The sequence below is a fragment of the Hafnia alvei genome, from assembly GCF_964063325.1.
Lineage (GTDB): Bacteria > Pseudomonadota > Gammaproteobacteria > Enterobacterales > Enterobacteriaceae > Hafnia > Hafnia alvei_B.
This window is the reverse complement of record NZ_OZ061315.1, coordinates 3,917,503-3,931,312: the sequence shown is the minus strand read 5'-3', so window position 1 is coordinate 3,931,312 and position 13,810 is coordinate 3,917,503. Positions and strand designations below refer to the sequence as shown.

Sequence of the window (13,810 nt, the reverse complement as noted above, 5' to 3'; positions counted from 1 at the left end):
ACTGCGGGCTTTTTTATGTCGATTTACGCGTTCAGCGAGACAGCGTGATACGTCTCATCCTCGCAGCGAAAAATCGCCGATGTTTCACCGTCAACCCACCATTGCGACAGTTCAGGCTCGGGACAGCATAGCCGAATACTCAATCCGCAGCCGCTGCTCAGCTGGCGTGGAATATCTGCGACTTTAAATTCCACGTTTTGTGCCTGAAGCCGTTTTTTCAAACGTACAACCCCTAGCGTGCTGTGGAACAAAAAAAGATATTCATCCTCCATGCAGGCCTCTCTTTTTCTGCCGTCTACCGAGGAGCGCAGCGCCTAATGCCCCTGCAAACTGAGCATCAGGGTGCGTTTTTACCTCGGTGTCTAGCGCTTCACTAAGATGCAGGCGAAACGCGTCACAATGGCTTACGCCGCCGGTAAATAAAATCGTCGGGCGCACGCCGAGTCGGCCAATAAAGTTGGCGCTGCGGCGTGCCATAGCATAAACGATGCCGGATAAAATAGACTCAGGCGCCACACCGGCAGAACGCAGGCTGATGACTTCTGACTCGGCGAATACCGTACACATGCTGGAAATTGGATGTGGAGCTACGCCGGTAACCAGTTTATCCAGCAGACTGACCTCAGTCCCAAGCGTGCGGGATATCACTTCGAGAAAGCGCCCGGTCCCCGCGGCACACTTATCGTTCATCAGAAAGTCAGTGAGGCTTCCATCCGTATCCAGATGGATAACTTTGCTGTCTTGCCCGCCAATGTCGATAACCGTATGAGCGTTAGGACACAAAAAACGCGCACCTACGCCATGGCAGGTAATCTCTGTCACCTGCTTATCGGCGTAGTCCACCAAGGCGCGTCCGTAGCCGGTGAGCGTGAGTATGGGTCGTTCACTTAGATCTGCACTCAGCTGTAACCACGCCTCATCAATCGTGTCCTGCGGGCGAAACGACGTGGGCCCGAGAAAACGGCGCAGGATCTCACCGCCGTTAGCGTGGCTCATTAAGATCCCTTTGGTGGCCGTAGATCCAGAATCTATGCCAATACTTAAACTCACGCGCTGCTCCTCACATCATTTCGATAAACGCACTCACGCGAGTATTAAGCTGGCCAATATCCGAGTTGGAGTAGTCCGTTTCGATTGCCATGTAAGGAATATCATGTTGCTGGCGCACATGCCGTTTGATGGCAAGAGACTCCACCGCGTAGGTATGGCAGGCCTGAAGAATAACGTCGATAACGCCGTCGGCCTGATACTCGTCAATCATCTGGCTAAGCAGATTCAGGCGCTGGGTATTGGGGGAAATGCACGAACAACCAATCGCCAGATATTTGTCGGTCAATGCGTCGTACACGTCGCCTTCTTCGCTAACCTGCATTTCAGTGGCTTTCGCGCCGGTGCAGTTTTCGTAACCCACCACCCAACCACCGTTTTCTTCTATGGCGCGAACCACTTTTTCTGCCGCGCCGCCGATTGGGCAGCCAGTTATCAAAATGCGTGGTCGTGGCTCAAGGCGTTTGCCTTGCTCATATTCCTGCCGCACTTTTGCTGTTAAGGCGTTGAGTTCGTCGATCAGCGCATTTTTATCGAATTTGAAGGTGGCGCCGTATACGACCTTAAGGATCTCTACCCCAGAAAGTGCGGGAGGATTAAGCTGGCCCAAACGATAAAAAGAGGACAGCGCTGCACGTTCTTGGTTTTTTAGCGCAATAGCTGCACGCAGATCGTGCTCGCTAATTTTACGGCCAAACTGCTGTTCAAGCGTGCTCTGTAACCGCAAAATCTCAGCGCGCCATAGCGCACGTGAAGCGTCATCGCTGGCGCTGTTCGGCAGTTGCATCACATGTACCGGTTTGAACTCAGCCATGTACTCATACATTTTTTTCTTTCCGTCGCAGGTAGTTTCTCCCACAACCAGATCTGAAAAATAGAAATAGGGACATTTATCCGTTTTGCCAAACCCGTAGCTGCTCTTGATCAGCGGGCAGAGATTACGCGGCAGATCTTTCTCTGCTTCTTCAATGGTTTCATCGCTGGTTGAGCAAAGTGAAACCACCACCGCGCCGGCGGCTAAGGCAATTTCTTGTGGCATAAAGGTGCAATAGGTGCCCACCAGCGGGATGTTTTGTTCTTTGAGTTCTAAAACGGTGAGAAATCCCTGACGGCGTGCGTCGGAGAAGCTATCGAAAATGGCGGGTAATTCATTGATGAGTGACATGGCTATTCCTTCCCCGGACCCGGGCGAACGATGATTTAGGGTTTAGATAGAAAACTTACGGTCACGATGTACCGTAGAAAAACTAAACGATCGCAGGGGACTATAACCTTAAGAAGGTAATGGTTATAGGAGGTGGCTCACAGAGCCACCTTATTGGGAAAGGCTTTAGAAATCAGGCTCGCAGCTAAAATGCATCGCGGTGCCAAACTCAGGATGGGTAATACGCAGTTCTTGAGCGTGCAGCTGAAGGCGTGGAGCCATCGCTTTGGCTTCGGGATGTGCGTAAAACTTATCACCGAGAATAGGATGGCCTAGCGCCAGCATGTGTACACGCAGCTGGTGTGATCGACCAGTGATGGGCGTCAGTTTCACTCGCGTGGAACCATCGGCATCGCGGCTTAGGACCAGATAACCGGTTTGCGCCGATTTTCCGTGCTCAAAGCACACTTTCTGCTTAGGCCGATTGGGCCAATCGCAGATCAAAGGTAAATCGATCAGGCCTTCATCATGCTCCATATGACCCCATATGCGGGCAATATAGCTTTTCTTCGGCTCGCGTTCGCGGAACTGGCGCTTAAGCTCGCGCTCGGCGGCTTTCGTCAGCGCAACGACCATAACGCCGCTGGTCGCCATATCTAACCGATGCACCGATTCGGCTATGGGGAAATCAGCCTGAACGCGGGTCATCACGCTGTCCCTGTGCTCTTCAGCACGCCCCGGAACAGACAGCAACCCGCTTGGCTTATTAACCACGATGATATGCTCATCTTGATATAAAACATGCAGCCAAGGCTCACGTGGGGGATGGTATTCCCCCAGCGGCGGCGTTCCCCCCGACAGCGCAGGATCTACGCCGCCGGCGACCGGATTGATTAGGGTATTATGGAGCACGGGAGTCGTCATTATTGATGAGACACCACAATGAGGCGAATCGCATCCAAACGCCAGCCGGCCTGATCCAGGTTCTCTAGCACCTGACGGCGGTTGAATTCCAGCGTTTCCAGCTCGTCATCACGAATGTTCGGGTTAACGGCTTTCAAGGATTCCAAGCGCGCCAGTTCAGCGCTGAGTTTTTCGTCGGCTTCACGTTTCGCTTCGTTGATGAGCGCAGTCGCTTGCTCGCCAATCAGCGCCTCGCCTGCTTGCAGCATGGCGTGGACGTTCGGCTGAACGGCGTTCACCAGCTTGCTCGAAGTGTGGCGGTTGATGGAGTTCAACTGACGGTTAAAGCTCTCAAACTCAACCTGAGCGGCTAAGTTGGTGCCTTTCGCGTCCAACAGCATACGTACCGGCGTTGGCGGCAAGAAACGGGTCAGTTGCAGGTGTTTCGGTGCCTGAGCTTCCACCACGTAAATGGCTTCTAACAGCAGCGTGCCCACTGGCAATGCCTTGTTTTTCAACAAAGAAACTGCGCAGCTACCGGTATCGCCAGACAAGATCAGATCCAAGCCGTTGCGAATAATCGGATGTTCCCAGCTAATAAACTGTGCATCTTCGCGTGACAGAGCCTGTTCACGGTCGAAGGTGACGGTGCAGCCATCCTGCGGCAGACCTGGGAAATCAGGCACCAGCATATGTTCTGACGGCGTCAGGATAATCATGTTGTCGCTCTGATCGTCCTGATTGATACCCACGATATCAAACAGATTCAGCGCAAAGTTCACCAAGCCAACGTCGTTATCCTGATCGGCAATGGCTTCAGCCAGTTCTTGCGCGGCTTCGCCGCCGTTTGAATGCATTTCTAACAGGCGATCGCGGCCCTGTTCCAGTTGAACTTTCAGAGTATCGTGCTGAGTGCGGCACTCTTTGATGAAGTCATCAAAACCGTCCAACTGAGACGGTGCAGCCAAATAGCCCAGTAGCGTTTGATAGCTGCTGTCATAGATGGTGCGTCCGGTTGGGCAGGTATGCTCAAACGCATCCAGACCTTCGTGATACCAGCGAACCAAGACCGACTGCGCGGTGTTTTCTAGGCAAGGAACGAAAATCTTGATGTCGTGATTCTGGCCAATACGGTCCAGACGGCCAATACGCTGTTCCAGCAGATCAGGGTTGAACGGCAGGTCGAACATCACCAGATGGTGAGCGAACTGGAAGTTACGCCCTTCAGAGCCGATTTCGGAACACAGCAATACCTGTGCGCCATCTTCCTGCGAAGCAAAATAGGCCGCCGCACGGTCGCGTTCAATAATGGTCATGCCTTCGTGGAATACCGCACCGCGAATTGCTTCGCGCTCGCGCAGTACCTGTTCCAAATTGACTGCCGATGCCGCCTGAGCGCAAATCACCAGCACTTTCTCATCGCGATGTGAGGTCAGGAAATTCATCAGCCATTCAACGCGTGGATCGAAGTTCCACCACGTGGCATTTTCGCCTTCAAATTCTTGGTAAATACGCTCTGGATACAGCATATCGTTGGCGCGCGCTTCAACCGTTTTTTTGCTGCCCATAATACCGGACACTTTAATCGCGGTTTGATACTGCGAAGGCAATGGCAACGTGATCTGATGCAGTTCGCGCTGCGGGAAGCCTTTCACGCCCTGACGGGTATTACGGAACAGCACGCGGCTGGTGCCGTGGCGATCCATCAGCATTTTGACCAGCTCATTACGGGCGTCAACGCTGCCGGTGCCGCCAGCGTTAGCCGCTTTCAGCAATGGCTCAATATCTTGCTCGGCGATCATTTCGCTCAGCATATTGAGCTCTTCGTTGGTCAGATGACCATCGTTGAGCAGCAGCGTCACCGCGTCGGCGACCGGACGATATTTCTGCTGTTCGCTGACAAACTCTTGATAGTCATGGAAACGGTTTGGATCGAGCAGGCGCAGGCGGGCAAAGTGGCTCTCTTGGCCTAATTGCTCTGGGGTGGCGGTTAACAGCAGCACGCCGGGGATATGCTCGGCTAATTGCTCGATCACTTGGTATTCGCGGCTTGGCGCGTTTTCGCTCCATGCCAAATGGTGTGCTTCATCGACGACTAACAGATCCCATGCGGCATCTGCCATTTGCTCTAAGCGCTGACGGTTGCGGCGCACAAAGTCCAGCGAGCAAATCACCATCTGTTCGGTTTCGAACGGGTTGGTTGCATCCAGCATGGCTTCGGCGTAGCGAGCATCGTCAAACAGCGAGAAGCGCAGATTGAAGCGACGCAGCATTTCTACCAGCCACTGATGCTGCAAGGTTTCTGGAACCACAATCAGGATACGCTCAGCGCGACCCGCCAGCAGTTGCTGGTGGATGATCATCCCGGCTTCAATGGTTTTACCCAAGCCCACTTCATCGGCGAGCAGAACGCGAGGCGCGTGGCGCTGACCCACTTCATAAGCGATATGCAGCTGATGCGGGATCAGGCTGGCGCGCATGCCACGCAGGCCGCTCCACGGAAGGCGGAACTGTTCGCTTTGATATTTGCGCGCACGGAAACGCAGCGCAAAGCGATCCATACGGTCGATTTGTCCGGCAAACAAGCGGTCTTGAGGTTTGCTGAAGGTTAGTTTGCTATCGAGCAATACTTCGCGCATCACAACGTTAGCTTCTTCAGTATCCAATCGGGTGCCGATATATGTCAGCAGACCATTTTCCTCTTTGACTTCATCTATCTTTAGCTGCCAGCCATCGTGGCTGGTGATAGTGTCACCCGGATTAAACATGACGCGGGTAATTGGGGAGTCATTACGTGAGTAAAGGCGGTTTTCGCCGGTCGCAGGGAAAAGCAATGTCACCATGCGGGCGTCGATCGCCACAACGGTTCCTAATCCTAATTCGCTTTCCGTATCGCTGATCCAGCGTTGACCTAAGGTAAATGGCATAGATTATCGACTCAACTTTTATGTATTGAACACTGATGATTGAACAACTACTGCATGGGCAGCAGGCGCTGCCGTGGGTAAGTGATTTTCACTTGGCCTACATTATTAGCGATAGCGGGCCGCTTCGTTGCTTGAATTAAGCAATGAAGTAAATGTTTTAACTGAGGGAAGGGCGCTATGTTAAAGGATGAAGGCGCTTTCGTCACCCCCAAACATGGAATTGTCTTAACTAAAATAACCCGAGCTGGCCTGCGACCAGCGTGGTGAAGTCATCCTGCATGAACGGCAAAATAGCGTCGGCAACCGGTTGTAGCTGACGTGAAAGGTAATGATCGTAGTCAATAGGGGCGCGTTGGCGCTCTAATGGCTCAGGGCCTGCGGTGGTAATCACATAGCTAATCCAACCGCCGTTTTGATACTGCAATGGACGATTAAGCTCACGATTGTAGTCATCGGCAATTTTCGCCGCTCGCGCGTGTGGGGGAACATTACGCTGATATTCACTTAGTTTACGTCTTAACCGTTTGCGATAAACCAACCGATCGTCAAACTCGCCCGCTAACAGGCGCTGGGTGTAATCGCGGATAAATTCTTGGTAAGGCTGGTTTTTAAATATGCGCGCATACAGCTCTTGTTGAAATTGCTGCGCCAGCGGCGTCCAGTCACTACGCACGGTTTCCATGCCTTTGTACACCATTTCGTCGCCTTTCAGACCCGCATAGCGCTTTTTGCTGCCAAGTTCGGCACCGCGAATGGTCGGCATTAAAAAGCGCCGATAGTGGCATTCATATTCCAATTCTAACGCGCTGTCTAAGCCATATTCGGCTTGCAGGTGATCTTTCCACCATTGGTTTATGAGGGCGATCAGGCGTTGTCCGATAGCTTCAGCCTGTTTTTCATCGTGCGCATAATTGAGCCACACAAAAGTTGAATCCGTATCGCCGTAAATCACCGGATAGCCCTCTGCTTCAATCAACTCTCGCGTGCGGCGCATAATCTCATGGCCACGCATCGTTATGGATGATGCGAGGCGTGGATCGAAGAATCGACATCCGCTTGAACCCAATACGCCGTAAAACGCATTCATAATAATTTTGAGCGCCTGAGAGAGCGGGGCGTTTTTTTCGCGCTTAGCGGCCTCGCGGCCTTGCCATATTTGGCTCACGATATCCGGCAAACAGTGCTGCTCGCGGGCAAACCGTGCGCCGCGAAAACCGGCGACGGAGTGTTCATCGTCAGGCTGGCGCAGGCCCTCGATAAGCCCAACGGGGTCAATTAAGAAGGTACGAATAATCGAGGGGTACAGGCTTTTATAATCTAGCACCAGCACAGAATCATACAGGCCGGGGCGCGAATCCATCACGAAGCCACCGGGGCTGGCCTCTTCGGGTAAATCGCCTTGATTCGGTGCGACAAAACCGACGCGGTGCATGCGTGGTAAATAAAGATGCGTGAACGCGGCAACTGAACCGCCGTTGCGATCGGCATTTAAGCCCGTGACCGTGGCGCGTTCGAGCAAAAATGTCATCAGATGGGTATGCTCGAATATGCGGGTGACGAGTTCGCAGTCTTTCAGGTTGTAGTGTGCCAGCGCGGGTTTATCTTCGCGGAATCGACGATCGATTTCAGACATTCGGCTGTAGGGATCGTCCATCGCCTTCCCTTCGCCTAACAGCGTTTGAGACACATTTTCTAAGCTGAAAGAGGGGAAATTCCAAAACGCGCTTTTTAGGGCTTCAATGCCGTCGATAATCAGGCGTCCGGTGGCAGCGGCGAAAAAGTGTCCTTGTTTAAAGCCATGCTCGCGCCACTCTAGCGCATCGCCCCCGCGGCCTAAACGCAAGGGAACGCCGTAACGCTCGGCGTGTTTTTGTAGCACGCGCAGATCAAACTGGATCAGATTCCAACCGATGATGGCATCAGGATCGTAATGCGCCATCCACTGATTTAAGGCTTCGAGCAACAGTGGGCGACTGTTCACGTAAACCAGATCGAAATCGAGCTGGCTAGCCTCTCCATTTTCAGGGCCCAACATATACACCACGCGCTGGCCGCAGCCATGCAGACCGATGGAATAAAGCTCGCCGTGCATGGTGGTTTCAATATCTAACGATACCAGCTTAAGCGTTGGGCGATAGCTGGGGTTCGGTTTTAGCTGCGTATTGCGCCAAACGCCTTGTGCATCCTGCTGGCCTGAAAACCACACCGGCGCGCAGATAAAACGCTCCATCAAATAGCGATCTGGCGGGCGGATATCCGCTTCATACAGCGTCATGCCTTGTTCCTTGAGGGTTTTCTCAAGGTTCATTAATTGGCGATAGCTACGGCAATAAATCCCCACGACGGGACGCTGATGAAAATCCTTCATCGGCAGCGGTTTTATCTCAATATTGCGCTCGTTTTTCAGCACCTTCTCTGCCTGTGGTAGCTGCTCTGCGGGTAAAAAAGCGACGACTTGTTGCGGCGCAATAGAGACTTTCTGTGGGCCGTTATCTGTCGCCAGCCACAGCTCCACCGACACGCCAGCCGGTGTATCCCGCCAATGACGGGTGAGGACGAAGCCTTGCTGTGGGGTATTTGCCATCGCGGTGATTTTTACCGATTAGGTTGCTGAGAACATAGCTAGTATGAGTATTTATACAGTGGTTGTCTATGATGGAGGGTGATGCATTTTATGGACGTTTTTAGTTTGGTGTAAGGTTTCGTCCGCTTATAGGCATCGAACTTCACAGTGACATTGTGCAAGCGTCCGAGCAAGGCGGCTCAGTCGCCGCCGCCTTGCATCCGGGCTTGGCACCACCTTCCAGCCCGCTGCGCGGGTTCCCTCTCTACAAACTATGGGTTTAACCGCACCGTCGCAGAGGCGCTCCCGGCGCCCCTACGACTCTCGCCACATCCCTGTGGCTCGTGCTGACCCGTCGTTTTTCGTTCGGCTGTACGGTAACGTGCCGGAGAAGGTCAACGGCCATAACTAAAAGCTAAAAATCCAAAGCTAAAAGAGTTGATGGGCAATATTATCTTTTGACGTTGACCTGATGTGGCACGTTGTCCTTCAGCTGAATTGAGGAATGCAGGTTAGGATTCGCCGACAGGGATGTCGGCGAAAGAACGGAGGAGCCAGGATGGCGATTGCCGTTCGTTCCGTTAAAACCGAAATGACGAGATGAAGGAACCTGCGTAGCAGGCTGAGGGACGGTGCCGAGCCGGGTCGCTAGGGGGCGGCGGTGAGCCCCCTAGCACGGACGCCCGCACGATTTTGATATTAGCACCGATGCGTTAGGCGTACGTAACATCACACAGCACCTATACTCATTAAGTTACTCATTTGTAAATAAACGTTTATCCCGGCAATGATAGGTTGACGGCAAACGGTCGGCTCCGCAAAATCGCTGGCTCATTATTTCCGGTGGAAGAATTATGGAAGCGTACCTGCAACACTTGGTGACCCAATCGGTAACCTACTCTCTGATCGCCGTGTTTTTAGTGGCGTTTTTGGAGTCTTTAGCATTGGTCGGGCTGCTTTTACCAGGTACGGTGATGATGGCAACGCTGGGCGCATTAATTGGCAGCGGACAGGTGAATTTCTACTATGCGTGGGGTGTGGGGATTCTGGCGTGTTTTGCCGGCGATTGGGTCTCCTATTTTATTGGCCGCGCTTTCAAAGATCCGCTCCATCGCTGGTCATTTATCAAGAAAAACAAAGCGCTGCTTGATCGAACCGAACATGCTCTCCATCGTCATAGCATGATGACGGTGCTGATTGGCCGTTTCGTTGGCCCAACGCGGCCGGTTGTACCGATGGTGGCGGGCATGCTGGCACTGCCGCCACGCAAATTTATTCCACCTAATATTATTGGCTGTATCACGTGGCCGCCGGTGTATTTCCTGCCGGGGATCTTAGCCGGTGTCGCGATTGATATACCGGCAGGCAGCGGTAGCACGTTATTCAAAGTGTTATTGGCGTTGGTAGTGGTTTCGATTTGGATTGCGGCGTGGCTGAGTTGGCGCTGGTGGCGAGAGGGCAAACGCTCGGCGGATAAACTGTCTCAGTGGCTTACACCGTGGCGTCTACGTATTGCAGCCGTTGCCATGTGGATCGCCGCCGTAGTGAGCTTTGTGCTGATGCATAATCACCCGCTGATGCCAATTTATCGTTCGCTGCTGTGGAAGGTGGTGCAGTTTTAAGACGGCGCTACCGCCCCAACAACGCCGCAGCCGCCGGATCTTTTCCATCTAACAGGTCTTGAGTGGTGCCATCATAGGCAATGCGCCCATCGGCAACCAATAATGTACGTGTGGCGATACGTGCGGCGTCATCAAGATTATGTGACACCATCAGCAGGGTGAGATTTTGCTCTGAACAAACCTGATCTAATAGCTGTAGCATTTCTCCTCGCAGCGCGGGATCGAGCGCGGAGAAAGGTTCGTCGAGCAGTAAAATAGGCTGGTCGCGTAACAAACAGCGTGCCAGTGCGGCGCGCTGGCGTTGACCGCCGGAAAGCTGCGACGGCAATCGCGGTAGGCAATCAAGAATTCCCACCTGCTGGGCAATTTCATTCAGGCGCTTTTTCTGCGCGCCATTTAGGCGTAATCCCGCATCTAACCCCAACCCCAGATTTTGCTCAATGCTCAGATGAGAGAACAAATTGTTCTCTTGGAACAGCATCGATACCGGGCGTTTGGAAGGCGGCGTACTGGTGTGATTCACGCCATCTAACGTTACTGTGCCTTTATCGGCCATCAAAAAACCAGCAATCAAGGCCAGCAGTGTACTTTTGCCCGCGCCGCTTGGGCCCAAAATGGCAACGCGTTCTCCGGCGGAGATGCTAAGTGAAAAACGCATCGGCTGATGCTCATAGATATAAGTGAGATCGTTCAGCGTAATCATGATTTATCTCGCCCCGGAAGACGTTCCAGCAGAGTGAAAAGTAAGAAGCACAGGATCAGCAATAACAGCGCGGTGACCGCACCGTCTTGGCTACGATAGGCGCCGATTTGCTGATACAGGTAGAAAGGCAGCGTACGGAATTGCTCGTTGCCGAACAGGGCAACTACGCCAAAATCGCCTAAGGACAGCACGCAGGCAAACGCCATGGCTTGAGAAAGCGGGCGTTTGAGTGCGCGCAGCTCTATCAGCCTTAATCGGTTGAATCCCTGAATTCGCAGCGATAGACAGAGCGGATTGTAGCGCTCGGCCAAATCGCGCATAGGGTTTTCTAACACTTTAAGCGCGTAGGGAATGGCCATTAATGCGTTGGTTAAAATCACCAGTCCATAGGCCGATTGTGGAATGCCAATAGTATCGGTTAGCAGTAAAAAGAAGCCTGTTGCGAGCACGATACCGGGCATGGCTAATATCAGCATTCCGGTCAGTTCCATGCCTTGTCCTAACCAGCGACGCTGGCGTAGCAGAAGTTCACGGCTGCTCCATAGCAACATCATCGTCAGCGTTACGGCCAGCAGGCCTGCGCCTAACGCAATTTTGAGCGAGGTGAATGTGGCCTGCCATAGCACGGGTTGAGTCAGTACGCTGGCAAACGCATGATTCGCGCCGTCTGCTATCACCGCCAGCAGCGGGGGAAGGATAAGCAACAGCGCACAGAAAATCACGCCGCTATCCAGCAATCGCGCCGCCACGTTATCGACGGGATTACGCCATTTCAGCGCTCGCGTATGACCAACAGGCAGGATGCCGCTAAGCTTTTGACTCAGCAAAACTAAACCCAAACAGCACAACAGTTGCAGTATGGCCAGCAGTGCGGCGCGGCTGAGATCGTAGTCGTAGCTTAAAGCCTGATAGATCGCCAGCTCGATGGTGGTTGCCTGCGGGCCGCCGCCGAGAGAAAGCACGGTGGCAAAGCTGGCGAAACACAACATGAATATCAGCGCGCCGGCGGGCAGAATTTGGCGGCGTAGATAAGGCCATTCAACAAAACGGAACTGTTGCCAATTGCTCATGCCAAGCTGGGCGGCTAGTTGGCGCTGTTCGGTCGGAATATTTTCTAAGGCCTGAAGTAGTAAACGTGCGGCGAGCGGCAGGTTAAAGAAAATATGTGCCAGCAAAATGCCCTGTAAGCCGTAGGGCGAAAAGGTGTAATCAAGGCCGAGAAACTGACAAATCTGTGCCAGCCAACCCTGTCTGCCATACACGCTGAGGATCCCAAAGACCGCGACCAGCACGGGCAATACCAGCGTCATGGCGCACAGGCGTAGCAATAGCTGACGGCCTAAAAAGCGACGGCGAAACAGTGCCCGAGCCAGCAAAATAGCCGGTAGAACCGAGCAAACGGCGGAGAGAAACGCCTGCCAGAAGGTGAAGCGAATAACGTGCCACAGATAATCGTCTTGCCACAGGCTACGCCAATCCGACTCTGGCGCATGGCGCCAGAGTGCACCAAATGATGCCGCTGCGATGGCAATAATTACCATTGCAGCGAACAATCCAGGGATTAACCAGAACGGAATTAACGGCTGACGGCGGCTTGCCATGAGCGGATCCATGTTGCGCGGTTTTCAGCCACTTCGGCAGGCGTAAATTCTAAGGCTTTTGCTGGAACTTTCAGCTGTTCAAAACCCGCAGGCAGCGTGGTTTTAATCACCGGATACATCCAGTTGCCGGTTGGCATTTCGTTCTGGAAAGCTGGAGTGGTAATAAACTGCATAAATTTCTGTGCTAGCTGCGGTTGCTTGCTACCGGCGAGCTGAGCCGCAACTTCTACCTGTAAGTAGTGGCCTTCGCTAAATTCGGCGGCTGCGTAGTTATCTTTTTTCTCTTCGATAATGTGATACGCCGGCGACGTGGTGTAGCTCAGTACCAAATCCGCTTCGCCTTTCAAGAACAGGCCATAGGCCTCACTCCATCCCTTGGTCACCGTCACGGTTTTCTTCGCCAGTTTTTGCCACGCCTGCGGAGCGTCGTTGCCGTAAACCTTTTGCATCCAAAGCATTAAGCCTAAACCCGGCGTGCTGGTGCGCGGATCTTGATAAATCACTTTCCATTTCTCAGGACCATCGACCAGCTGTTTCAGACTGGTAGGCGGGTTTTTCAGCGTGTTTTTGTTGTAAACGAAAGCGAAATAGCCGTAGTCATAAGGCACAAAGGTTTTATTCTGCCAGCCACCGGGAACGGTGAGCGACTGAGTATCGACTTCGCTAGGTACAAACAGGCCGGTTTTTTCGGCGGCTTGCACTAAATTATTGTCCAACCCCAATACTACGTCGGCGCTGCTTTTTTTGCCTTCCATGCGAACTCGGTTAAGCACCGAAACGCCGTCTTCCAGCGCCACAAACTTCAGCTCGCAGCCACACTCTTTTTCAAACGCCGCTTTAACCTTCGGGCCAGGGCCCCATTCAGCGGCAAAAGAATCGTAGGTATAAACAGTGAGAACGGGTTTATCAGCGCTGTGAGCCAACATAGGTGCGGCGATCAGCATTAAGGCAGGAATCAATCGTTTCAACACTTTGCACTCCGTGAGTTAAGTCAGGTCGCAAAGGTCTTTGAGCAAGCGTGGGTACACTCTCAAATCCCTCCGCCGGTGTTAGCCGGATCAGGTTCGACGGGTATCTCTCAGCAAAAACGTGCTGCGCAGGCGTTGATCCGATGTCGGGTAGTGCTCAGAATCCTCACATACTTTGTGTATGCTCCGGTTCTTCCGCGCTGGCCGACACCAGCTGAACGCAGCTCGCGACGTTTTTAGATCGGCGATGGAAATTGCCGGTCTATTTTTTTGCACCCCGTTGAGAACAGGGCGCTATTGTAAAGAGAGCGTCTGTTATTAGAAAGGATTAA

General features: G+C 52.9%; 10 protein-coding genes and 1 other RNA gene. 2 read left to right on the top strand and 9 right to left on the bottom strand.

The window, feature by feature from the left end; genetic code table 11:
- Nucleotides 1–23 precede the first annotated feature (23 nt).
- From AB3Y96_RS18405 to AB3Y96_RS18380, 6 genes are all read right to left on the bottom strand, one after another.
- On the bottom strand, nt 24–272 hold the full coding sequence (locus AB3Y96_RS18405; RefSeq protein ID WP_072310025.1) for a DUF3343 domain-containing protein: 249 nt from the start codon (nt 270–272) through the stop codon (nt 24–26).
- Entirely contained in the window at nt 262–1,050 is a 789-nt protein-coding gene (locus AB3Y96_RS18400) for an acyl-CoA dehydratase activase (protein WP_367299906.1), read from the bottom strand. The genes AB3Y96_RS18405 and AB3Y96_RS18400 overlap by 11 nt, the downstream gene beginning before the upstream one ends.
- A 10-nt stretch (nt 1,051–1,060) precedes the next feature.
- Complete coding sequence (locus AB3Y96_RS18395) at nt 1,061–2,212, bottom strand: double-cubane-cluster-containing anaerobic reductase (protein WP_367299905.1); 1,152 nt, start codon at nt 2,210–2,212, stop codon at nt 1,061–1,063.
- 165 nt (nt 2,213–2,377) lie between these two features.
- On the bottom strand, nt 2,378–3,031 hold the full coding sequence (gene rluA / locus AB3Y96_RS18390; RefSeq protein ID WP_072310087.1) for a bifunctional tRNA pseudouridine(32) synthase/23S rRNA pseudouridine(746) synthase RluA: 654 nt from the start codon (nt 3,029–3,031) through the stop codon (nt 2,378–2,380).
- A gap of 83 nt (nt 3,032–3,114) precedes the next feature.
- Nucleotides 3,115–6,021: an RNA polymerase-associated protein RapA gene (gene rapA / locus AB3Y96_RS18385; RefSeq protein WP_367299904.1), complete on the bottom strand. Its 2,907-nt coding sequence runs from the start codon at nt 6,019–6,021 to the stop codon at nt 3,115–3,117.
- A 229-nt stretch (nt 6,022–6,250) separates the two neighbouring features.
- On the bottom strand, nt 6,251–8,605 hold the full coding sequence (locus AB3Y96_RS18380; RefSeq protein ID WP_367299903.1) for a DNA polymerase II: 2,355 nt from the start codon (nt 8,603–8,605) through the stop codon (nt 6,251–6,253).
- 833 nt (nt 8,606–9,438) lie between these two features.
- On the opposite strand from AB3Y96_RS18380, the gene AB3Y96_RS18375 reads away from it, so the two are divergent.
- Nucleotides 9,439–10,206, top strand: coding sequence for a DedA family protein (locus AB3Y96_RS18375; RefSeq protein WP_072310030.1), 768 nt, complete (start codon nt 9,439–9,441; stop codon nt 10,204–10,206).
- A gap of 7 nt (nt 10,207–10,213) precedes the next feature.
- On the opposite strand, the gene thiQ is transcribed toward AB3Y96_RS18375, so the two are convergent.
- The 3 genes from thiQ to thiB are packed head-to-tail and all read right to left on the bottom strand — an operon-like array spanning nt 10,214 to nt 13,481.
- The gene (gene thiQ / locus AB3Y96_RS18370) at nt 10,214–10,909 is read right to left on the bottom strand and encodes a thiamine ABC transporter ATP-binding protein ThiQ (RefSeq protein WP_367299902.1); all 696 of its coding nucleotides are present in this window, start codon (nt 10,907–10,909) and stop codon (nt 10,214–10,216) included.
- Nucleotides 10,906–12,510 carry a thiamine/thiamine pyrophosphate ABC transporter permease ThiP gene (thiP, locus tag AB3Y96_RS18365; RefSeq protein WP_367299901.1) on the bottom strand — a complete coding sequence of 535 codons (1,605 nt, stop codon included), beginning with the start codon at nt 12,508–12,510 and terminating at the stop codon, nt 10,906–10,908. Before thiP ends, thiQ begins: the two co-directional genes overlap by 4 nt.
- The gene (gene thiB / locus AB3Y96_RS18360) at nt 12,486–13,481 is read right to left on the bottom strand and encodes a thiamine ABC transporter substrate binding subunit (RefSeq protein ID WP_367299900.1); all 996 of its coding nucleotides are present in this window, start codon (nt 13,479–13,481) and stop codon (nt 12,486–12,488) included. The genes thiP and thiB overlap by 25 nt, the downstream gene beginning before the upstream one ends.
- Nucleotides 13,482–13,646: 165 nt before the next feature.
- On the opposite strand from thiB, the gene AB3Y96_RS18355 reads away from it, so the two are divergent.
- A non-coding RNA gene (locus tag AB3Y96_RS18355) (sX9 sRNA) lies at nt 13,647–13,722 on the top strand.
- Nucleotides 13,723–13,810 lie beyond the last annotated feature (88 nt).